This window comes from Thermococcus gorgonarius (assembly GCF_002214385.1).
Lineage (GTDB): Archaea > Methanobacteriota_B > Thermococci > Thermococcales > Thermococcaceae > Thermococcus > Thermococcus gorgonarius.
This window is the reverse complement of sequence record NZ_CP014855.1, coordinates 619,270-640,283: the sequence shown is the minus strand read 5'-3', so window position 1 is coordinate 640,283 and position 21,014 is coordinate 619,270. Positions and strand designations below refer to the sequence as shown.

The following is a 21,014-nucleotide window of genomic DNA, read 5'->3' as shown; positions in this document are numbered from 1 at the left end:
CCGGCCTGACTTTTTCCAACGGGAGTTAGTTTGAGAAGAGCGTTTTAAGGACAAATTTTTCACGGTCGTAGAAGAGCGAAAAGCTTATATAGGAGTTTTTCCTTACTTTGTTTGCCCAAAGGGGCAAAAAAAGCCTATGGTTTCAGAACTAGCATAGTGCTCTGGAAATAGTGCCGCCTTACTCCAGCCGTACTTCTTGAGGAAGTAGTTCACGAGTTTCAGAACCAACTACGGCTTTGGAAACCCCCGAACCCGATTTCAGGGTCATGCGATTCGTCTTTTTTGAGAATTAGAACCGTTTCGTAACCGAGGCTACCATCCGACCCTCCTGCTGGACCTCGCGCTTTGGCTCCAAAGTTTCCAAAGCACTAGCCCGGTTCTACTGTGGCGGTGATACCCGTGGGGATAAGGTGCTTCACGACCGTCCAGAAGGTTGGCTACGCAGTCGCCATTGTCATGAGCATCGCCATGATTCCGGTGTTCGGGCTCGGCCTTTATCTGCTTTACAAATTTGTGATGTCCATCCGCAAAAAGCAGGAGCAGTGCAGGCTCATGGAGGAGCAGGCGAAGCTCATCGCCGGCCGGTGACCTTTCCTTTTCAGCTGAAACCGAAAAATTTATAAACCTGAAAGCGCGAATCGCAACCGCCTGAGAGCGCCCTCACTCTTCTGCGCGGTGGTCGTGGTGTATGCAATGGATTTTGATTACTACGTTCTTGAGTTAGAGAGCGTGGACGGGCCCCTCAGGGTCGAGGTGCAGTTCGAGGCGGAAAGCTTCCGCTTCATCATCGCCGACGGCTACGACCGCTACATCTACGAGGCCGTTGACTTGACGCCCGAGAACGTCTTCCTCCTCGCCTACGTTCTCTCCAAATACATCGAGCGGATCCTCAGCGAGGAAGAGATAAGGGCCCTGCTCCGGTAACCTTTCTTTTTTGCCCCATTTGGGGCGCGCACGGGAGGTGGTAGTATGAAGGCCCATAAACGTTATGAGGTTTATTTGAAGAGCACCCACGACGGGCTCTTCGGAAGGTCGGTCAGGCCGGTCGAGCTCTCCCTTATACTCCTCGAAGACCACGCCCGCTTCAGCGGGGTTCTCAGCTTTCTCCTCCCCTACTCGGAGAAGAACGCCCGCGAGTTCATTGAGCTCCTCAAGGTTCTCGTCGAGAAGGCCAAGCTTTACGCGGAGGCCGAAAACCTCCGCTGATTTTTTTCTTTTCTTTTTCTTTTTTCAGAAAAACTTAATACGCCCGGCAACCAGAGGCACCTGGTGAGCCTTATGGAAGGGTCCAAGGCCTGCAAGAACTGCCGCTGGTTCGGGCCGATTGACTCATACTTTCAGACCTATGGAATATGCAGGAAGCACATGAAGACCGTCCACATGAACTTCGTTTGCGACGACTGGGAGCCGTTATGGGGCGAGCGTTAAAGCATCCCTCCAGTCGAAGGCCTTCGCGTTCTCGGGCTTTCTCGGGAGAAGGCCCTTGTCAGGGACTATCTCGAGTTCGGCGACCTTTCTATAATGGCCATTAGTATAACCACCGTTATACAATTTCACTCTTGTAACTTCCCCCGCCATACTGAAAGACCTCACGACACCGGCAAACCGCCATCGCCAACTTTTTGAGGATTCGGGTGAAGGAAAGATCATGTCCATATTCGAAGTCCTCAAGCCGCTGAAGTCCGAGATAGCTAAAGTCCATGTCTTCCCGCCGAGCGAGGGAGAGTTTGGTGAGTTCAGGTTCAACAACCCCGAGATAAACGCCCTTCTGGAGGAGCTCGGCTTCACCCTCTACAGGCACCAGGTTCAAGCCCTCGAAAAGCTCTATTCTGGCAAAAACATCGTCGTGACGACTCCAACGGCGAGCGGGAAGAGCGAGATTTTTAGGCTGGCCATCTTCGACTCCTACCTCTCGGACCCGGGAAAGACTTACCTCCTCGTTTACCCCACCAGAGCTTTGATAAACAACCAGTTCGAGAAGTTCTCCCTTCAAAACCTAGTCTTCTACCGCATAACGGGAAAGAGCGTGAGCGCGAGGATTCTGACGGGAGACGTTCCCTGGAACGAGAGGAGGGAGCTAATCCGCGAGAAGCCGAGGGTCGTCTTCACAACCCCCGACATGCTCCACTACAACGTCCTGCGTCGCTGGAGGGACTACGAGTGGCTTTTGAGGAACCTGCGCTACCTCGTCGTTGACGAGCTCCACGTTTACCGCGGTGTCTTCGGGAGCAACGCGGCGTGGCTTTTCAAACGCTTACTCTTCAGGCTAAAGCGCCTCGGAGTGAAGCCCCAGATAATAGCGCTCTCCGCAACGCTAAGGAACCCGAAGGAGTTCGCGGAAAAGCTGTTCAGGGCCAAGTTCGAGGCGGTAACTGAGGCCACCAACCCCTTCCCGCGGAGGTATCTGGTGCTCTTCGAGCCGAGGAACCTTGAGGAGAGACAGCTTTTGAAGGCAGCTGTCGAGAGGCTCGCCGAGAAGGGCATCAAGACCCTCGTCTTCTTCGACAGCAGGAAGGGGACCGAAAAGCTAATGCGCTTCCTCCTCAACTCGCCGGCCTTTTCGAGGACGAGCACCTATAAAGGGACTTTGCCAAAAAACGTCCGCTGGGAGATAGAGCGGGACTTCAAGGACGGCAAACTCTTGGTTCTGCTCACCACCAACGCCCTTGAGCTGGGAATAGACATAGGCGACCTTGATGCGGTGATAAACTACGGCATCCCGCCGGACGGCCTCTTCTCCCTAATTCAGCGCTTCGGAAGAGCTGGAAGAAAGGCCGACCGCGAGGCCCTCAACGGCATCGTCCTGAGGAAGAACGGCCTCGATTACTACTACCGCGAGCACTTTGATGAACTTGTCGAGAGGCTTGAGAAGGGCATCATCGAGTACATGCCGGTTAAGGTTGACAACGAGCGCATAGCGGAAAAGCACCTCCATTATCTTCTCACCGAGCTCGGAATCCTCGACTGGGACGAGCTGGACGAGTTTGAAAGGAAAATTGCCGAAAGGCTCGTCATCGAGCGCAAAGCAGACTTGAAGAAGAACCCCTTAACCGGAAAGCTCGAACTCCGCATCAGGAGGCCGGCCTTTAACTACTCCTCTCTGAGGACGGCCAGCGACGAGAGCTTCTTCCTGGTGAAGGACGGGCCGTGGATAAGGGGCAAGCTAATGGAAAAGGCATCGACGCGCGAGCTCCTCAACTTCGTCAACTGGCTCAAGATGAAGGGCTACGTCATAGAGGAGGTCGACACGGACGAGTACCACCGCTCGCTTTTGCCGGGAATGGCCTACTTCTCGCGCGGGGAGCTCTACATGGCGATGGACAGGCTGAGCATAGGCAACTTCCACTTCGTCTTCGCGAGGCAGTTAAACCGCCTCTGGGACGTCGAGACCTTCGCCAGCAAGCACGAGGACGTTGAAATCCTCGAGGTTAAGGAGGAGAAGTCCCACAGGGGAGTAACGATAGGCCTTGGAAGGCTTCGCGTCCGGCATGTCTATACGGGCTACGCCGTTAAAGGCCTTGATACCGGCAACTACGTGGCCGAGCTGGTGAAGCTGAGGGAGAGGGGAATTCTAAAGGGCGAAATCTTCTCTCCGGCGAGCGGGGAGAAGGTGGAAGCCGAGGAGGACTTCTCGATACTCAACTGGGAGAAGTTCGCGAAGGTCGAGTTCGAGGAACCGCACGTGAGGGAGTTCGAGACCGAGGGAGTTTGGCTCGTCTTTCCGGAGTCGATAAGGGACGTCCCGGCCGAGGAGTTCCGAGAGTTTCTCGGGAAGGCGGCTGAGAAAGGATTTGAAGACATCGCGTTCCACCTCTACGAGACCCTCGACAGGAGAAAGCTCTTCCCGCTCTACCTCGGGAGCACGAGCTTCATCATAAGGAAGACGATAGGAGATGCCCTCCAGAAGGCGGGCACAAACGACGAGGAGCTGGCCTTCGCGATAAAGAAGATGGTGGACAGCAAGGACGGGATTGGCTCCGCGCTCCACGCGATAGAGCACAACCTCATAAAGATAGCGCCAATATTCACCTACGTTGATTCGAGAGAACTTGGTGGCTACAGCTACGCGGCCTTTCCGGGAGAGCCCTACGTTGGGATGCCCGTGGTCTTCATCTACGACGGCAACGAAGGGGGAGCAGGTCTGGCGGAAATTATCTACGAGAACATCGAGAAGCTGATGGAGAAGAGCCTAGAGCACCTGAAGGGCTGCTCCTGCAAAGACGGTTGTCCCGTCTGCATCCTCTCGCCCAAGTGTGGAACCTTCAACGAGTTCCTCGACAAGTGGAGCGCCATAAGGGTCTGGGAGATGATTTTTGAAGAAGACGGTAAGTGAGAGCGTTTTTACATACCATGTAATTTACATGGGGTGTAAAAATCACAGCGACCTCATAAACAGCGGCCTCAACCTCACCCTGCCCCGCGTCTTCTCCGTCAAAAGCTCCATCAGGGGTTCAGCTTCGCCCTCCCTCGTCTCGACCGTGAACTTCACCAGCTCTCCGTACTCCTCGCCCACCACCTTTCCTCCCGCTTTCTCAACGGTCTCCTTAACCGTGTGAAAGAGGTTGTAAGGAAAGGTCACCTCAAAGCGCTCCGTCTCATAAACCTCAACGATTCCCGCGTTCTCTATCGCGAGACTTGCCGCGTCGCTGTACGCTTTAACCAGCCCGCCGTAGCCGAGCTTTATACCTCCAAAGTAGCGCGTAACCACGACCACGACGTTGCTCAGGCCCCTGTTCTGGATGACCTTGAGGACGGGCTTTCCGGCGGAGCCCTTTGGTTCGCCGTCATCGTCGTAGCGAACCGCGAAGTTCTTTCCGTCGTTGATAAGATAGGCCGAGACGTTATGCGTGGCATCGCTGTGGTGTGCCTTTATCTTGGCTATGAAAGCCCTGGCTTCATCTTCCGTGTTTGCAGGGGAAGCGTAACCTATGAAGACCGACTTCTTGACGATGAACTGGGCCGTTCCAACGCCCTTCAGCGTCCTGTAACCCACTCGACTTCACCTCATCCCCTCAGCGTCGCTATGAGCTTTCTCTCGTCGAGGAGCATCGCTATGGCATCTCTCACGTCATTTACAATGATATCGCTCGCGAGTAGTGCATCAATGGTCGCACCTTCAGGCCCGATGACGCAAAAGGCCAACTCTGCCCCTTCAAGCATCGCCACGTCGTTGTTGCCGTTGCCAACTGCCGCGTATGGGGAGTAACCCTTTGCAATCTCTGCTTTCTCCACTCCATTCGATACTCTCTCAACCCTCACGGGCAGGCCCTTGAGTTCTTCCTCAAGCGTGCCAAAGGTGTCCGCGCTGAGGACGACCACCGTGTATCTATCCACGAGCCTCTTAAGGAGGTGCTTTACCTCCTCCCCGATTCTCCCACTCTCACCAAGGGTTCCGTTGAGGTCGAAGAGAATTGCTTCAAAGTGTATCTCCTCAAGATTCGGTATCGAAAGCTTCATCTCATTCACCGGGGAGAACATAACGGTAAGGGCTAAAAACGTTACCGATGAATACCGCACTCAGGGTATACAACTCCATAAAGTCAAAAAGTTTAAATAAATCTATGGTTTACTGGAAGTGATATCTGTGCCGAACTGGAGGGGACGCCATGAAACTTCAGCCTCTGAACCGTATAATCAAATCGCTAAACGATCACGAAGTCCTGGTCAGGCTCAATACTTTTATACTCCTCTACTTCGGCTGGCTAGGCTTTACGGTTCTCTACAATCACGCCATAAAATACCACAGCAGAGACATCATGAATGAATTTCTTAAACTACCTTTTACATCCTACGACTTCGTTATGGACACGGTAAACCTCTCAAGGGCAGCACCTATCTTTTATCTTCTAATGAAGGCGGTCTACTACATCGGGTTCTCTGGCTCTATAGCGCTGACTGTCTTTTTTGTTCTGATATACCGGAGAGATCTAGAAAAAGCCGACGAACTGGCCTTCAGCTATCTACTGGCATACACCTCCTGCGGCGTAGTCTACTCGATCTTCCACATCCATGCCCCCCACTACGTTTACGACCTCCCGGGGTTCTATCCTGATAGAACCTATCTAACCCAGCAGGAGTTCGTCCTCCCCTCTCTCCACAACACGGTGGCAGCCATCAATATTCTGGTTCTATGGAAATACAGGGAGAAAGCCTGGGGGAAGTTTGCCATAGGCCTGAATTCCCTGGTTCCCTTTGCCACGATATTCCTCGGCCACCACTGGATCTACGACGCTCTTGCCGGGATAATCCTGGCAGTTATAATAAACAGAGTGGCCAGAGGACGGAGGATTTCAGTACCCTCCACACTGAGAAACATTCACATATCACTCATTCAGAAAGCCACAGTCCTGAGCTTTCTCGCTGGGGGTGTCATCCTGTTCCTAGCTATAACGCTCCCCAAACCCTGAGCGAGAAAAACTTATAAACCCCTCAACCACCTTTCAAACGGTCGTGCCGGGGTAGCCTAGCTCGGCAGGGCGGGGGACTCGTAATCCCCAGGTCCCGGGTTCAAATCCCGGTCCCGGCTCCATATTCATTCTTCTCCGGCAGGTTTTTATATCTCCAGGGCATATTTAACCCCGGTGATCCTGTGCACCCGCTTAAGAAAGCGATAAGCGTTAAGGGATCCAAAGAGTTTTCCCGAAACGAGCTCGTTGGTCTGCTGGCTTTTACACTCAGGATAATGAGTGTTAAGGAAGCCAAGGAGTCCATTGACAGGTGGATAAAACAGGGCCTCCTCGAGGAAAGAGAAGGCGTCCTTCTGGTGAAAGATGAAGCCCTGGACGAGGCGATTAAGAGTGAAGACCTCTTTGAGGAAATGATTGAATTCGTCTCTTCTTCTCTGGGGCTTGAGAGAGATGAACTCATGGCCGAGCTCAAGGAGTTCTCAAAAAGGTACGGAAACCTCGACAGGAAGCTCGTTCTATATCTCTTTGGACTTGACAAGGGGCTGGACATGTCAAAGTTCAGGGACAGGCTCAGTCTGGAGTAACGAAAACCTAATTAATCTCCTCCCCAACATTCAGCGGTGATGAGCATGTCCCAGGAAGCCCTTATTGTAGTCGATATGCAGAGGGATTTCATGCCTGGAGGAGCCCTCCCAGTTCCAGAGGGAGACAAAATAATCCCAAAGGTAAACGAATGCATCAAAAAGTTCCAGAAGCGGGGCGCGCTAATAGTTGCCACAAGGGACTGGCATCCGGAGAACCACATCAGCTTTAAAGAGCGGGGAGGCCCATGGCCAAAACACTGTGTTCAGAACACTCCAGGGGCAGAGTTCGTGGTCGAGATCCCAGAGAACGCGGTTGTAATCTCCAAGGCAACCGAGCCAGATAAGGAGGCATATTCCGGTTTTGAGGGGACAGAACTCGATGAAATCCTGCGGAAAAACGGGGTTGAGCGGGTTTACGTCTGCGGGGTTGCGACGGAATACTGCGTGAAGGCAACGGCCATGGACGCCCTCAAACTCGGCTACGAGACATACGTCATAGTGGACGCCATCAAGGGGATAGACCCAGAGGGAGAAAAAAGAGCCCTGGAAGAGCTCCAGAAGGCCGGGGCTAAGCTGATCGAGTGTGAGAATCTTTAACCACTCTCTGTCTGTTTTTCCACCCCTTCAAGATCACCAGGGCCATGCTCAAAATTATCGGGCCCAGAAGAATACCCTTGAGACCAAAAGCCCAGGTACCTCCAACCATACCTATGAAGACTATTGTCTCATCAAGATCAGCACCTTTTGCGACCAGCTTTGGGCGTATCGTGTAGTCGGGCAGTGGAGAGACCAAAACCGCGCCGTAAATGGAAATTCCAATGGCCAGGAGGGGTGATCCGGAAAGATACAGGTATATCGCCGCGGCGACCCACAGCATCCACCCCTCAAGTAGGGGAATGAAGCTGAAAAGGAACGTCAAAAAGCCCGCAACCAGGGCAGTGTACAGATCGGAAACCCCAAAGATGATGTATCCCAGAGCCATTAAGACACCCTTCACGACGTTGAGAAGCAACCACGCTCTAACGAGGGCGTTCATCGTTTTGTCCAAGTGCCCAAGAAGCTCGAACACGAAATCCTTCTGCTCTTCTGGCACCAGTTTGAGGATGAATGGAACCATGTCATGGGCATACGCTAGGGTATAATAGAAAGTGAGCAAAAAGACCAGGAGCTGGAGGATGTATCCCGGAACCGAGAAGGTAAATGATGAAACGTAATCCGCCAGCATGGGCATCAGGTTTGCCCTAAGGTTCTGGACGAAACTGGAGACCGAAGAAGGCAACTCAACGGACAAAAGCCAGTTGAATACATCGCCAACGTTTCTGTAAAACGTTTGGAGAAGGTTTATAGCTACCATCGCCAAAACAGCAAGAATCAAAAGACCCAGGATGATCATAAGTATGGTCAGAAGAAGGGCAGATTTTAATGAACCAACTTTCGCTTCAAGCCTTCGATGAGCAGGATATATGATATAAGCCAGGGTGAGGGCAAAGAACATCGAAGTCACAAGTGGACTTACAGTCTTCCACGAGATAACCAGAGTGATCAAGACAGTGGCGAACAAAAACAACAGCCACACTCTCCTGGTTTTCATATTCCCACCGGAAAGGTTTTAATCGCTCGACGTTATAAGAGTAACCCTGGTGGGAACATAATGGATGATAACTTAATCAGTGAGCTGATCTCCATGGCAGAGGAGATGACCAAAAGAGGGGACTACTTAAAAGCTGGAGAGCTCTTGATAGGAGCTTACGCCTACAAAGAGAGCGGGATTCTTATGTCTCTTGAAAAGGCGCTGTCATTCCTGGAGATGAGGTTTCCAGAGATGAGAGACATCCTAGAACCTTTTAAAACTGGGAGGAAAGAAGATATCCGGAAAAGCCTCGAACAGCTTTTTGAGGCCATGAAGGGATGATGAGTTTGCCGAGTGCTGAAGAGTGATGACTAAAAGGCTCTGACCTTCATGGAGGTGAAATTCATGAGAATAGTTGCCGCTGACACTGGAGGAGCACTTCTCGACGAGGAGTACAATCCAATCGGGCTCATAGCAACGGCCGCAGTTCTAGTTGAAAAACCCTACCGGACGGCAACGGTGAGCAGAGTCAGGTACGCGGATCCTTTTAACTACGACATGAGCGGCAGGCAGGCCATAAGGGACGAGGCAGTTCTGGCAGTTGAGCTGGCAAGGGAAGTAAAGCCCGACGTTGTCCACCTTGATTCCACCATCGGGGGGATAGAAATCAGGAAGCTTGACGAACCAACGATAGAGGCTTTGAGCATAACCGATAGAGGAAAAGAAGTGTGGAAAGACCTCGCAAAGGATCTCCAACCTCTGGCGAGAAAATTCTGGGAAGAAACGGGAATAGAAATAATAGCCATAGGAAAGTCCAGCGTTCCCGTCAGAATAGCCGAGATATACTCCGGCCTTTATACCGCCAAGTGGGCCATAGAGTACGCCAGGAAAAACGGTGAGGCGGTTGTGGGGCTACCAAGGTACATGGAAGTCAAAATCCTGCCGGGGGAGATCGCCGGGGCAAGCCTTGATCCAAGAGAGGGAGGACTCTTCGGTAAGATCCCCGCCGATACTGAGGGCATAGAGTGGGAACTTTATCCGAACCCACTGGTTAGAAGGTTCATGGTTCTTGAAGTCTGGAGGAAGGATTAGTACAGACAAAACCTCACTAGTTAACTTTTTAAACCTCCCACCAGAGTTAACCCACGGAACTCATGAGGTCCCCCCGAAAAAGGCGGGTTTCCCGCCCGAGGGGGCTGAGGTTCGAAAGATTTAAAAAGCCATCCTAGTCAACGAGACTAGACCAAAATATGGAGGTGTTTGGAAATGGCAAAGGAGAAGCCACACGTTAATATAGTGTTTATCGGACACGTCGACCACGGAAAGAGCACCACCATCGGAAGACTGCTCTTCGACACTGCCAACATACCGGAGAACATCATCAAGAAGTTCGAGGAGATGGGTGAGAAGGGTAAGTCCTTCAAGTTCGCTTGGGTCATGGACAGGCTCAAGGAGGAGCGCGAGAGGGGTATTACCATCGACGTCGCCCATACCAAGTTCGAGACCCCGCACAGGTACATCACCATCATCGACGCCCCTGGCCACAGGGACTTCGTTAAGAACATGATCACCGGTGCCAGCCAGGCTGACGCCGCCGTTCTCGTGGTTGCCGCCACCGACGGTGTCATGCCCCAGACCAAGGAGCACGCCTTCCTTGCCAGGACTCTCGGTATCAACCACATAATCGTCGCCATCAACAAGATGGACATGGTCAACTACGACCAGAAGGTCTTCGAGAAGGTTAAGGCTCAGGTCGAGAAGCTCCTCAAGATGCTCGGCTACAAGGACTTCCCGGTCATACCGATCAGCGCTTGGGAGGGCGACAACGTCGTCAAGAGGAGCGACAAGATGCCCTGGTACAACGGCCCGACCCTCATCGAGGCCCTCGACCAGATCCCAGAGCCGCCGAAGCCGGTCGACAAGCCGCTCCGCATCCCGATCCAGGACGTCTACTCAATTAAGGGTGTCGGTACCGTCCCAGTCGGACGTGTCGAGACCGGTGTCCTCCGCGTCGGTGACGTCGTCATCTTCGAGCCGGCCAGCACGATCTTCCACAAGCCGATCCAGGGTGAGGTCAAGTCCATCGAGATGCACCACGAGCCACTCCAGGAGGCTTACCCGGGTGATAACATCGGATTCAACGTCCGTGGTGTTGGTAAGAACGACATAAAGCGCGGTGACGTCGCCGGACACACCACCAACCCGCCGACCGTTGTCAGGCCGAAGGACACCTTCAAGGCCCAGATCATCGTCCTCAACCACCCGACCGCTATCACCGTCGGCTACACCCCAGTGCTCCACGCCCACACCACCCAGGTTGCCGTCAGGTTCGAGCAGCTCCTGGCTAAGCTTGACCCGAGGACCGGTAACGTCGTCGAGGAGAACCCGCAGTTCATTAAGACCGGTGACTCAGCAATCGTTATCCTCAGGCCGACCAAGGCAATGGTCATCGAGCCTGTCAAGGAGATCCCACAGCTGGGCAGGTTCGCCATCCGTGACATGGGTCAGACCGTCGCCGCCGGTATGGTTATCTCCATTCAGAAGGCCGACTGAAGGCCTTCTCTGACCTTTCATTTACTTCCCTGAACTTTTAGGAGGGACTGAAATGCAGAAGGCGAGGATTAAACTTGCAAGCACTAACATTAAGGCCCTCAACGAGGTCACCGACCAGATCAAGCAGATCGCCGAGAGAACCGGTGTCAGGATGAGCGGACCGATACCGCTCCCGACCAAGAGGATCAGGATCACCACAAGGAAGAGCCCTGACGGAGAGGGCACAGCAACCTTTGACAGGTTCGAGCTCCGCGTTCACAAGAGGCTCGTTGACATCGAGGCCGACGAAAGGGCCATGCGCCAGATTATGCGTATCCGCGTTCCCGAGGATGTTACCATCGAGATTGAGCTCATCTCCTGATCCCTCTCATTTATGCGCCGGGGTAGCCTAGCCTGGGAAGGCGCGGGCCTGGAGAGTCCGTGGGCGTTAGCCCGCCAGGGTTCAAATCCCTGCCCCGGCGCCAAACTCCTTTTGCCACTATTAACGCAAAAAAGTTCTCTCTATTCTGAATCGGCTATAGATGAGAGCTAACCATATCAATTTAGAAAAGAAGAAGGGGAAAATCAGCCGACCGCTCCCACAGCGGCGTCGGCCTGTACAAGTCCCGAACCTACTGCATCAGGCCCCCACGTTACTTCCTCTGGCTGCCCAGTAGATGGGTTAATGACCCAGGCACTGTACCAGGTTATCGGCATTGCAGTGTTCTCGAGAATGTTTTCAACCTCTGCCTGAGTGAGGTCAATTTTTCCATCCTCCATGTCCTTCTGGAGCATTAAAGCCACTATTCCGCTCACGTGTGGTGTAGCCATACTTGTGCCACCGAGGAAGTAGTACTGGCCAGGGACTCCCTGTGCCCAGTAGGGCGGATGGGCGGCACCGTATGCTGGGTATGGTCCGACTACCCAGCTTCCAGGGGCAAGAACATCAAGGTCCTGCCCCTCTTTCTCCCTTCCGCTGAAGTCCGTTACGTAGACCTGCTTATAGAGGTCTTCGGGAACATCAGAGCGTATCCACCATGCACCACTGACCGTATTGTTAAATATCCATTCGCCAACCCATCCGGCCGCTCCCACCGATATGACTGGCTCGTAGGCGCCCGGATAGTCCATTCCAAGCTCGCCATCGTTTCCAGCAGCGGCGACGATGAAAACACCCTGGTCTATCGCGTAGTCAATTGCAGCTTTCTCTATCTGGCTCAACACGGGTCCACCGAGGCTCATGCTTATGACTATCGGATTGATCTCGTCCTCCGGTGGGAGAACCTTTCCTCCACTCTCCTTCTCTTTCTTGTAAAGGTCAGCGATATAGAGTATTCCTGCCGCTATGTCAGTGGTCCATCCAGAACCTGTGTTGTGGAGAACTTTAACGGGGATTATCTTTACATCGGGAGCAACTCCGCTTACTCTATAAAAGTCATAGACCCAGAAGCCTATTATGGTGCTCGTGACGTGGGTCCCGTGCCCGTGGGTGTCAGCCTCCCATGCGTTGGGGTTGTAGTGGGCGTTGAGCGACACCGCCAGAAAAGCCCTCCCAAACTCGGTGGCTATCCTATCCTCTTCAAAGTAATCCCGCCAGTTGGGAACTAACCCTGTATCAAGAACTGCCACGTAAACTCCCTTGCCAGTGTATCCCATTTCTTCGTGCACTGTGGGGACGTTTATCATGTCGAGGTTCCAGGTGTATCTTCCAAACCCATATGGACTTGCACTTGGAAGTGTCTCGCTTGTGGCAAAAACTTGCACGTCCTCACCTACATTCTTCACGAACTTAAGCCTTGAGATTCTCTTAAGGTCTTTGTCATTTGCAATTCCCGCAACAAAGCCTATCTCGTCAAAGACATAGAGAACATTCAGTCCATTGGCTTTTAATTGGTCAAGGACTCCGGAGGTTATGGGGCCGTCAACCTCTACAAAAATGCGCTCTGGCGAATTTCCATTGGCTGCACTGGCAGTAGAAGCTGCTGCCGTGCTCACAAGCAAGACCACAAGCAAAGCAACTGTAAATAGGGCTTTTCTCATAGTACTCCCTCCAATATTTCTGGCTGTAGTTTAGATATTATAAGAATATAAAGCTTTTGGTTTTTTAATGAAAAAATTAGTTTTCCGTTAAACTTTTCATAGATCAAGAACGAAATTCGTAAAAAGAAGTTTGAAAGTTCTAACCTCCACTCAAAACGGGCATTACCTTGATCTCATCGGTGTCTTCGACTTCAGCGTCGCCCCTTGCAGGGTGGCCGTTTATCATAATAATCTTATCATGGAACTCGTCGTATCGAGGTATGAGCTCACGGAGGAGCTCATCAACGGTCTTCTTGCCCTCAAGCTTAACATGAAGCTCCCTCGCTCCCGCGAGATGAGCAAAAGCCCCCATGAGCTTTACCCTGACCATTCACACCACCATAAAGGGTTTCTCACGCGTGGATAAAAATTTTGAAAAGAAGGGAAAATCACTCGAGCTTCGTGACCTGCTCCAGCTCAGGAACCACGAAGTCAAGGCCGAGCTTCTTGAGGGTCTCCTTCTTCGGGATTCCGCGCTCGTCCCAGCCTCTCATACGGTAGTACTCGCTGAGCAGACCGTCGTACTTCTCCCTGTCGAGGTGCTGGCCCTTGTACGGTCCGCTCTTGAGGCCCTCGGTGAACCACCTCTTCGGCGGGTAGTCCATGTGCCTGTCCCACTTTCCGCCGAACTCCCTGACCCAGTAAGCCCTTATGAGGGCGTAAACTCTGTCGGCGGCAGTGTAGAGGTCGTCCCACGTGTACTTGACACCAGTAATGGCCTCGAGGAGCTTCGGATAGTAGTCTAGGCTGAGACCGATCTCGACCCACGGGAGCCTACACGCGGTGAGCATCTCGAAGAGGCCGCCCCTGAGGCGCTGGAGCTCTATGACCTTGGCAGCCTTCTCCGGGTCGTAGGTTATCTTGTACTCGACCTTCTTGGCGTGCTCGCCCTCTATCGGGGCTGTACCGATCTCCCAGGCGATGACCCACGCCTCCTTGTGGTGGGCACCGATCGAGCTAGTACCGTAGGCGAGGGCCATTGCCGGGTAGATGTAACAGTTATATCCGCTGACCTCAAGTCCCTTGACGTGCATGGCGAAGCTGTCGTCACCGAGCTTCTGGGCCATCCTCATGACACCTTCAGCCGCGAAGTTTCCGAGCTCACCACGCCTGTAAGCGATGTCAAGGGCGAGCTGTTTGGCCTTCTTGAAGTCGCCGAACTCCGGAGCAGCATCGTCCTTAATCAGACCCTTCTCCTTGGCTTCCATTATGAATGCTATTGCCCCACCGAGGCTAATGGTGTCCATACCCATGTCATCGGCAATCCTGTTGAGGACTGAAACCTCGTTGAGCTTTCCGATTCCAAGGTTTGAACCGAGAAGGGCAACGTTCTCGTAGTCAAGCTCGCTCTCCTGGCCTTCAGCGTCCAGGACGACGTTTCCACATGGCATGTTACAGTAGGGGCAGCCGCGCTGCTTGACCTTCATACCCTCCATGGTGTAGCCGTCTATAGAGCGGGCGAACTCGAAGGAACCGTCCTGGAAGTTCCTTGTCGGCAGGGCGGAGTTCTCGTTGGTCCACTCAACAGCTGCCATCGTTCCCTGCCTCTTCCAGAACGGATAGGCAGGTGAGTTAAGGATAGCGTTGTAAGCCTCCTGGGAGAGCTCCCTGAGCTTCTCCCTGTCGGCAACCGGTATCTCTTTGGTGCCCTTTATGACGACGGCCTTGAGCTTTTTGCTCCCCATGACGGCACCCATACCGGGCCTTCCGGCAGCTCTACCCTCCTGAGACATCACGACTGCGTAGCGAACGAGGTTCTCACCGGCCGGGCCGATGCTGAGAACTCCAACGTTCTTGCCGTGTATCTTTTTGAGCTCCCTCTCGGTCTCGAAGGTACCCTTGCCCCAGAGTCCCTCGGCACTTAGTATGCTAACGTTATCGTCCTCAATATAGAGGTAGACAGGTTTCTTGGCCTGGCCTTCGACGACTATAGCGTCATAGCCGGCCTTTCTTAGGTGGACGGTGGCCATGGTTCCAAGGTTACCATCACCGTAGCCACCGGTGAGCGGGCTCTTGGCAGCGACAACCATCTTCCCGCCGCTTGGGGTAGGAAGACCGTTGAACGGGCCGGAAGCGAAAACGAGCTTGTTGTCGGGTCCGAGCGGGTCAACGTTCTTGGCCTCGTTCCAGAGAATCCAAGCGGCAAGACCCCTGCCGCCTATGAACTTTTTGGCGACCTCTTCGGGGTACTCCTGTACCCATACCTTATTGTTGGTCAGGTCAACTCTGAGGATTCTTCCCCACCACCCTTTCATTGCCATACCAGAATCACCTCGAAGGATTTTCGGCCCGAAGGATATAAGACCTTCGAAAAATGAAGCATTTACACAAAATGTTCAGTTAAGCCCATCTGTTAACCAAATCCAGGAGCTATGAGGAGACATGAGCATTTGTTTAGATGGTTCCATCTCTCTAAAAATACCGACATTAAAGTCCCTCAAAGTTCACTAAAACACCAAAAAGCTCATTAAGAGACATAGAGATTTTACGAACTTTTTCTTTACAAATAGAAAAGTTCGGGCGCGGTTTTAAGGAAAACTTTATAACCTATACCATCCAAATCCTCCTGTACAGATTAGTACGGATGGACATAGAAGATCATCAGGTGATGGAAATGAAAGAAAAACTCCAAAAACTTGAGAAAAAACTTAGCGCTCAGCCCATTAACTTTGAGTCATTTTTCTCGAAGAAAGCCATGGAAATAAAAGCTTCCGAGGTTAGAGAACTCTTAAAACTCGTTGAGACGAGCGACGTTATAAGTTTGGCCGGAGGATTGCCCGCACCGGAGACGTTTCCTGTTGAGACTATAAAAAAGATAGCAGTCGAAATTCTTGAAAAACATGCTGACAAAGCACTTCAGTACGGAACCACCAAGGGCTTCACACCTCTCAGGCTTGCGTTGGCAAGGTGGATGGAAAAGCGCTACGGAATACCTATAAGCAAAGTTGAGATCATGACCGTCGCCGGTTCACAGCAGGCCCTCGATCTCATAGGCAGGGTCTTCATAGATCCAGGGGACATTATAGTGGTGGAGGCCCCAACTTATCTAGCCGCGATACAGGCATTCAAGTACTATGATCCCCAGTTCATTTCGATTCCAATGGACGACGACGGAATGCGCGTTGACATCCTTGAAGAAAAGCTTGAGGAGCTCAGAAGGCAAGGAAAGAGAGTGAAAATAGTCTACACGGTTTCAACTTTCCAGAATCCTATGGGCGTGACCATGAGCGTCGAGAGAAGAAAGAGGCTCATCGAACTGGCTAGTGAATACGACTTCCTGATCGTTGAGGATGGCCCGTACAGCGAGTTACGCTATTCCGGTAAACCAGTTCCGCCGATCAAACACTTCGATCACGAGGGCAGGGTTATCTACCTCGGAACGTTCTCCAAAATTCTTGCCCCGGGATTCAGGGTTGGATGGGTGGCCGCTCACCCACATCTCATAAGGAAGATGGAGATAGCCAAGCAGAGCATCGACCTCTGTACAAACACATTTGGCCAGACAATAGCCTGGAAGTATGTGGAAGAGGGTCACTTAGATGAACATATTCCAAAGATCATAGAGTTCTACAAACCGCGCAGAGACGCCATGCTTGAGGCACTGGAGGAGTACATGCCAGATGGCATTAGGTGGACAAAGCCCGAGGGAGGAATGTTCGTCTGGGTAACCCTTCCAGAGGGTATTGACACGAAGCTCATGCTGGAAAAAGCAGTTTCAAAGGGAGTCGCTTACGTCCCTGGTGAAGCTTTCTTCGTCCACCGTGACGTCAAGAATACCATGAGGCTTAATTTCACATACGTTCCCGAGGATAAGATTAGAGAAGGAGTTAAGAGGCTGGCGGAGACCGTTGAGGAGGAACTCAAAAAACTTTGAGAAAGCCTCAAATATTTTTCTTTCTATTCTCTTAATCAACATGTTTTTATAGAGGTTGCCTCAGTTTATCAGGGGTGCCTATGAAGCCATTCATAGCTATAATTGTGGGAACTGAAGAGTCGAGCTGGATTTCCATCAAACAGCAGTTCAATGTTATAAAGAATGCCGGAGGAATACCTGGAGTTTTTCTGCCCGACGGTGATCCAGAGGACATAGTGGACATCGCCGATGCTATAGTGCTGACCGATGGACCCGATGTTCATCCCTACTTCTACGGAGCTGACCCATCACCTTACATCAGGAGCGTTGATTACGACAGGGACAAATTTGAGATAGAACTGTTCAAGCTGGCCCTTAAGCGGGACGTCCCCGTTCTTGGTATAAGTAGAGGAATGCACATAATGAACGTGGCCATGGACGGGACCCTCTATCAGGATATAGCTTCAGAGATCCCGAAAGCGATAAAACACGATTGGGACATAAGGCAGACCAATCCACACCAGCGCCTTCACGGAATCAGGCTTAAAACCGCCTCAAAGGTTTATGAAGCAATAAAGGATTACCTGGAGGTCTCAAGCACTAACGAGACCTTTATCCATGTCAACAGTTTCCATCACCAGGCAGTTAAGAAGGTCGGGGAAGGGTTCAAGCCCATAGCGTTTTCGATAGACGGTATAACAGAGGCCATTGAAAGGGAAGAGGGATTTTACGTTGGCGTTCAGTGGAGGCCCGAGTATCTTCCAGAGATGATCGGGCTCTACAAAGCTCTAATTAACGCCGCCAGAGAAAGCCAGTACCGCAGGATTGAGAGAGAAAACACAGAAATGCAGGAAGAGCTCTTATCCGGGAACGAGATGTGAGCCGTCGCACGTCGGGTAAGAGCGGTATCCTTCCCTGCACGATCCAAAGGTGATGCCTCTCTTCAGAATTTCCTTTTCCGCTTTTTGCAGGATCTCAAACCTTATCCTTTGCGGAAGATAGTAGTAACCACCTACCCGCTCCCCCTCCTCGTAAAGGGGCCACAGCTTTTCCATCAACTCGGGAAACTTGGCGAACATCCTCTTCTTTGAATCGGGACGGAGCTTCAGTGTAGAGACGGTTATGTGACGCACAAAGGAAAGGGCCTCAAGCGTTTTATCAAAGTCCTCCCACGTGTAAAAAGGTATTATTGGGTCAATGCGAGCGTAGACTGGAATCCCAGCTTTCTCTGCCTTTTTTAGAGCCTTAATCCTGTCTTTCGGGGAAGGTGCATTGAGCTCAAGAAGTTTTGCCTTCTTTTCGTCGATGGTAGTTACCGTTATCCCCACTGCGCACTTCAGCTCGCTCAGTATATCGATATCGCGCTCGAAGATGTTCGACTTTGTGAGAAGAAGACAGCGCACACCATAACGCCTGAACAGATCCAGGACCTTTCTAGTTATTCCCAGCTCACGCTCGATGGTTGGATACGGATCGGAAGAATACGAGAGGGCTATTATAAACCTTCTATCGAAGTTCCGCAGTTCTCTCTCAAGCTTCTGAAGAAGTCCTTCCTTAATCCTCACGCGAAATGCATTGGGTATGTAACTGGTTATATAACAGTAAACGCAGGCGTGGTCGCAGCCTGTGTAGACGTTTAGTGTGTATTTGAATGGACATGTGCAGAGCTTCGACTTCCAGGGGTCAAACGGTCTTATGTACATCGAGTGTAGTTTGGGAAAATCCATTTAAATCCCTTTTTGAACTGGTGATGGTGACAAAAATGTCAGAGCCAGTTAAGGGAAAAGTAGAATGGTTTAAGGATTATCAGTTCATAGGACACATCGAGGGTGACAAGTGCTCCGTAATACTTGGAGAGGGTGGCATAAGTCCGATGAAGCTCCTGCTTCTGAGCGTTGCCGGCTGTACAGCCTACGATGTGGTAATGATACTCAAAAAAATGCGCGAACCTATAGAAGGCCTTGAGGTCGAGATAAGCGGTGAGAGGCGCGAGGAGTACCCGAGGATTTACAGCAAGGTTCACCTGCACTACAAGATCCACGGCAATGTAAGTGAGGAAAAGGCCAAAAGGGCCATAGAGCTGAGCCAGGACAAGTACTGCTCCGCAAGCGCCCACATAAAGCTCAGTGGGGCAAAGCTGGCCTATTCCTTTGAGATAGTGAGAGAGGATTAGCTTTTTAACTCTTTGTTATCCGGCCGGTATGGTGGGCCTCGTGATTGAGTACCTGAAGTATTTCATTATCCTTTACGGCGGCCTGTTCGCGATAACGAACCCGGTTGGAGCCGTGCCTGTTTTCCTGAGCGTCACCCACGACCTCAGCTGGCGTGAAAGGCGCGAGATAGCGACGAAGACCTCTATAGCCGTAGTGATAACGCTCGTCGTCTTCGCTCTCATCGGTGAGTGGATATTCAAGTTCTTCGGCTCAAGCACTGACGCTTTCGCCATAGCCGGCGGCATACTGCTCTTCAAGATGGCCATGGAGATGCTCTCCGGAAAGCTCTCGACGGTCAAGATAAGTACGGAGGAAACTGAGGAGTTCAGTGAGGAAGTGGTCACGCTGGAGGAGGTCGCTATAATACCGCTGGCGATACCGCTCATCTCCGGCCCCGGCGCGATAACAACGGTGATGCTCTACATGGCCAAGAGCGGCCAGATTCCCAAGAAGCTCACGGTGCTGGCGAGCATCGTGGCGATAGGGCTAACCGTCTGGCTGATCCTCTGCTCCTCGAACAGGATACAAAAGAGGCTTGGAAGGGTCGGCATCAAGGTGATGACCAGGATGATGGGTCTGATACTGACCTCGATGGCCGTCCAGATGATAATAAACGGAGTCAAAGGAGCCTTTGGCCTCTGAGGAACTCAGACAAAATTGCTCCCATCCCGGAATTTTTCCAGTTCCTTTTCCATTATCTTCCTGGCGAGCTCTTCAGCCTTTGGCCTGACCAGTTCGACTACTGTTTTCTTTAGCTCATCCAGACCAGATCCAGTTAAAGCCGATATCCTGATGGGCCTGAGGCCCTTCTTCCTGATGAACTCTTCTACCCTCTGAATTTTTTCTTCCTCCGCTATGTCCGTCTTGTTGAGAACCACCACAAAGGGAAACTCGCCAAACTCTGAATGAATCTCCTCAAACAGGTGCATCTGCTCTTCTATCGGGAAGCCACAGTACTCACTTGGATCAAAGATGTAGATTATAACATCCCCAAGGTGTTTCAGAGCCAATATAGCCTGCTTCTCCACTTCGTTTCTCTCACTGAGCGGCCTGTCAAGGAGACCCGGGGTGTCTATCACCTGGTATCTGAGATAGTGCTCCTCAAACTGGCCAACGTTGATGCCTTTAGTGGTAAAGGGGTAGCTGGCCACTTCAGGTTTTGCATTGGTTAGGGCCCGCAAAAGAGTGCTCTTCCCAACGTTGGGATGACCCGCTATCACCACGGTCGGCAGCTCAAGATCCACTACCGGGAGTTCCTTTAGCACGTTTCTGGCCTTGTTCAGGTATTCAAGATCGTCGTTGATGCTCTTCAGTATATCTGCCACCCTGCCGTAAAACTGCCTCCTCAACTTTGCTATCCCCAGGGAATCCCTCTCAAAGCGAATCTTTTCCACGTACCTCTGTTCAAGGTTTCGGATGGTCTTTATCGCCCAGTTAACCCTTGCTAGCGAACGGTGGAACTGATCCCTGTCAACCAATGTATCCACGAGCTCCTGATAAAACTTCGGCAGGGTAGAAACCCCTGGTGTTCTGTCGAGTATTTTCTTTAGGTTGTCCCTCACAACGTTGGAAACAGTCCTTATCCTCAGTTCCTCCCTCTGTCTCGCCTTTGTTACTTTTCCGCCCTGAGGTGTAAAGGCGGAAGCAGCTTTCTCAGCCCGCCTGAAGGCTTTGTCTATGAGCTCATCAGCGGTAAGCACCGTTGGCATTTTCTCAAAAGGATTCCTCATACAACTCACCCCTCATTTCTCTCGCACGAGAAGAGTGTACCCGCGA

The 21,014-nt window shown here is 51.9% G+C and carries 25 protein-coding genes and 2 tRNA genes; 18 read left to right on the top strand and 9 right to left on the bottom strand.

Going from position 1 to position 21,014, the window contains the following annotated elements; translation table 11 throughout:
• The first annotated feature begins 399 nt into the window (after positions 1 to 399).
• From A3K92_RS03640 to A3K92_RS09395, 4 genes are all read left to right on the top strand, one after another.
• Positions 400 to 588, top strand: coding sequence for a hypothetical protein (locus A3K92_RS03640; protein WP_088884964.1), 189 nt, complete (start codon positions 400 to 402; stop codon positions 586 to 588).
• 105 nt (positions 589 to 693) lie between these two features.
• Positions 694 to 924: a hypothetical protein gene (locus A3K92_RS03635; protein ID WP_232460932.1), complete on the top strand. Its 231-nt coding sequence runs from the start codon at positions 694 to 696 to the stop codon at positions 922 to 924.
• A 45-nt stretch (positions 925 to 969) separates the two neighbouring features.
• Positions 970 to 1,206 (top strand): hypothetical protein, encoded by a 237-nt coding sequence (locus A3K92_RS03630; protein WP_088884962.1) that lies wholly within the window; start codon positions 970 to 972, stop codon positions 1,204 to 1,206.
• A gap of 63 nt (positions 1,207 to 1,269) precedes the next feature.
• On the top strand, positions 1,270 to 1,428 hold the full coding sequence (locus tag A3K92_RS09395) for a hypothetical protein (RefSeq protein ID WP_157722422.1): 159 nt from the start codon (positions 1,270 to 1,272) through the stop codon (positions 1,426 to 1,428).
• On the opposite strand, the gene A3K92_RS09390 is transcribed toward A3K92_RS09395, so the two are convergent.
• The gene (locus A3K92_RS09390) at positions 1,411 to 1,578 is read right to left on the bottom strand and encodes a hypothetical protein (protein WP_157722421.1); all 168 of its coding nucleotides are present in this window, start codon (positions 1,576 to 1,578) and stop codon (positions 1,411 to 1,413) included. The two genes, A3K92_RS09395 and A3K92_RS09390, sit on opposite strands and share 18 nt — an antisense overlap.
• 70 nt (positions 1,579 to 1,648) lie before the next feature.
• Between A3K92_RS09390 and A3K92_RS03625 the strand changes: the two genes are divergently transcribed.
• Positions 1,649 to 4,333, top strand: coding sequence for a DEAD/DEAH box helicase (locus tag A3K92_RS03625; RefSeq protein WP_088884961.1), 2,685 nt, complete (start codon positions 1,649 to 1,651; stop codon positions 4,331 to 4,333).
• A gap of 42 nt (positions 4,334 to 4,375) precedes the next feature.
• Here A3K92_RS03625 and A3K92_RS03620 read toward each other — a convergent pair whose 3' ends face one another.
• Positions 4,376 to 4,993, bottom strand: coding sequence for a YigZ family protein (locus tag A3K92_RS03620; RefSeq protein ID WP_088884960.1), 618 nt, complete (start codon positions 4,991 to 4,993; stop codon positions 4,376 to 4,378).
• 11 nt (positions 4,994 to 5,004) lie between these two features.
• The gene (locus tag A3K92_RS03615) at positions 5,005 to 5,457 is read right to left on the bottom strand and encodes an HAD family hydrolase (RefSeq protein WP_088884959.1); all 453 of its coding nucleotides are present in this window, start codon (positions 5,455 to 5,457) and stop codon (positions 5,005 to 5,007) included.
• A 149-nt stretch (positions 5,458 to 5,606) separates the two neighbouring features.
• On the opposite strand from A3K92_RS03615, the gene A3K92_RS03610 reads away from it, so the two are divergent.
• The 4 genes from A3K92_RS03610 to A3K92_RS03595 all read left to right on the top strand — a co-directional run bounded on the left by A3K92_RS03610 (position 5,607) and on the right by A3K92_RS03595 (position 7,588).
• A complete protein-coding gene (locus A3K92_RS03610) occupies positions 5,607 to 6,407 on the top strand; it encodes a phosphatase PAP2 family protein (RefSeq protein WP_088884958.1) in 801 nt (266 codons plus the stop codon).
• 45 nt (positions 6,408 to 6,452) lie between these two features.
• Positions 6,453 to 6,529, top strand: a tRNA-Thr gene (locus A3K92_RS03605).
• A gap of 60 nt (positions 6,530 to 6,589) precedes the next feature.
• Entirely contained in the window at positions 6,590 to 6,991 is a 402-nt protein-coding gene (locus A3K92_RS03600) for a DUF2240 family protein (RefSeq protein ID WP_088884957.1), read from the top strand.
• 45 nt (positions 6,992 to 7,036) lie between these two features.
• The gene (locus tag A3K92_RS03595) at positions 7,037 to 7,588 is read left to right on the top strand and encodes a nicotinamidase (protein ID WP_088884956.1); all 552 of its coding nucleotides are present in this window, start codon (positions 7,037 to 7,039) and stop codon (positions 7,586 to 7,588) included.
• On the opposite strand, the gene A3K92_RS03590 is transcribed toward A3K92_RS03595, so the two are convergent.
• Complete coding sequence (locus tag A3K92_RS03590) at positions 7,560 to 8,582, bottom strand: AI-2E family transporter (protein WP_088884955.1); 1,023 nt, start codon at positions 8,580 to 8,582, stop codon at positions 7,560 to 7,562. The two genes, A3K92_RS03595 and A3K92_RS03590, sit on opposite strands and share 29 nt — an antisense overlap.
• 93 nt (positions 8,583 to 8,675) lie before the next feature.
• Here A3K92_RS03590 and A3K92_RS03585 point away from each other — a divergent pair, with 93 nt between their 5' ends.
• The 5 genes from A3K92_RS03585 to A3K92_RS03565 all read left to right on the top strand — a co-directional run bounded on the left by A3K92_RS03585 (position 8,676) and on the right by A3K92_RS03565 (position 11,578).
• Positions 8,676 to 8,903: a hypothetical protein gene (locus tag A3K92_RS03585; protein WP_157722420.1), complete on the top strand. Its 228-nt coding sequence runs from the start codon at positions 8,676 to 8,678 to the stop codon at positions 8,901 to 8,903.
• Positions 8,904 to 8,966: 63 nt separating this feature from the next.
• Entirely contained in the window at positions 8,967 to 9,653 is a 687-nt protein-coding gene (locus A3K92_RS03580; protein WP_088884953.1) for a DUF4152 family protein, read from the top strand.
• 174 nt (positions 9,654 to 9,827) lie between these two features.
• Positions 9,828 to 11,114 carry a translation elongation factor EF-1 subunit alpha gene (gene tuf / locus A3K92_RS03575; RefSeq protein ID WP_088884952.1) on the top strand — a complete coding sequence of 429 codons (1,287 nt, stop codon included), beginning with the start codon at positions 9,828 to 9,830 and terminating at the stop codon, positions 11,112 to 11,114.
• 52 nt (positions 11,115 to 11,166) lie between these two features.
• Positions 11,167 to 11,475, top strand: coding sequence for a 30S ribosomal protein S10 (rpsJ, locus tag A3K92_RS03570; RefSeq protein ID WP_012571711.1), 309 nt, complete (start codon positions 11,167 to 11,169; stop codon positions 11,473 to 11,475).
• A gap of 16 nt (positions 11,476 to 11,491) precedes the next feature.
• Positions 11,492 to 11,578: transfer RNA gene (locus A3K92_RS03565), tRNA-Ser, on the top strand.
• A gap of 100 nt (positions 11,579 to 11,678) precedes the next feature.
• On the opposite strand, the gene A3K92_RS03560 is transcribed toward A3K92_RS03565, so the two are convergent.
• From A3K92_RS03560 to for, 3 genes are all read right to left on the bottom strand, one after another.
• The gene (locus A3K92_RS03560) at positions 11,679 to 13,133 is read right to left on the bottom strand and encodes a S8 family peptidase (protein ID WP_088884951.1); all 1,455 of its coding nucleotides are present in this window, start codon (positions 13,131 to 13,133) and stop codon (positions 11,679 to 11,681) included.
• Positions 13,134 to 13,272: 139 nt separating this feature from the next.
• Positions 13,273 to 13,503, bottom strand: a complete 231-nt coding sequence (locus A3K92_RS03555; RefSeq protein WP_088884950.1) for a MoaD/ThiS family protein — start codon at positions 13,501 to 13,503, stop codon at positions 13,273 to 13,275.
• A 58-nt stretch (positions 13,504 to 13,561) separates the two neighbouring features.
• Positions 13,562 to 15,427, bottom strand: coding sequence for a tungsten-containing formaldehyde ferredoxin oxidoreductase (gene for, locus A3K92_RS03550; protein WP_088886030.1), 1,866 nt, complete (start codon positions 15,425 to 15,427; stop codon positions 13,562 to 13,564).
• 359 nt (positions 15,428 to 15,786) lie between these two features.
• On the opposite strand from for, the gene A3K92_RS03545 reads away from it, so the two are divergent.
• Both A3K92_RS03545 and A3K92_RS03540 read left to right on the top strand, forming a co-directional pair.
• On the top strand, positions 15,787 to 17,046 hold the full coding sequence (locus A3K92_RS03545; protein ID WP_198361965.1) for an aminotransferase-like domain-containing protein: 1,260 nt from the start codon (positions 15,787 to 15,789) through the stop codon (positions 17,044 to 17,046).
• Positions 17,047 to 17,126: 80 nt separating this feature from the next.
• On the top strand, positions 17,127 to 17,906 hold the full coding sequence (locus tag A3K92_RS03540; RefSeq protein WP_088884949.1) for a gamma-glutamyl-gamma-aminobutyrate hydrolase family protein: 780 nt from the start codon (positions 17,127 to 17,129) through the stop codon (positions 17,904 to 17,906).
• On the opposite strand, the gene A3K92_RS03535 is transcribed toward A3K92_RS03540, so the two are convergent.
• Positions 17,886 to 18,728: an SPL family radical SAM protein gene (locus A3K92_RS03535; RefSeq protein WP_088886028.1), complete on the bottom strand. Its 843-nt coding sequence runs from the start codon at positions 18,726 to 18,728 to the stop codon at positions 17,886 to 17,888. The genes A3K92_RS03540 and A3K92_RS03535 overlap by 21 nt on opposite strands.
• A 59-nt stretch (positions 18,729 to 18,787) precedes the next feature.
• On the opposite strand from A3K92_RS03535, the gene A3K92_RS03530 reads away from it, so the two are divergent.
• Entirely contained in the window at positions 18,788 to 19,198 is a 411-nt protein-coding gene (locus tag A3K92_RS03530) for an OsmC family protein (RefSeq protein ID WP_088884948.1), read from the top strand.
• 40 nt (positions 19,199 to 19,238) lie between these two features.
• Positions 19,239 to 19,880 (top strand): neutral amino acid NAAT transporter SnatA, encoded by a 642-nt coding sequence (gene snatA / locus A3K92_RS03525; protein WP_088884947.1) that lies wholly within the window; start codon positions 19,239 to 19,241, stop codon positions 19,878 to 19,880.
• A gap of 5 nt (positions 19,881 to 19,885) precedes the next feature.
• Here snatA and A3K92_RS03520 read toward each other — a convergent pair whose 3' ends face one another.
• Entirely contained in the window at positions 19,886 to 20,968 is a 1,083-nt protein-coding gene (locus A3K92_RS03520; RefSeq protein WP_088884946.1) for an NOG1 family protein, read from the bottom strand.
• Positions 20,969 to 21,014: the final 46 nt, after the last annotated feature.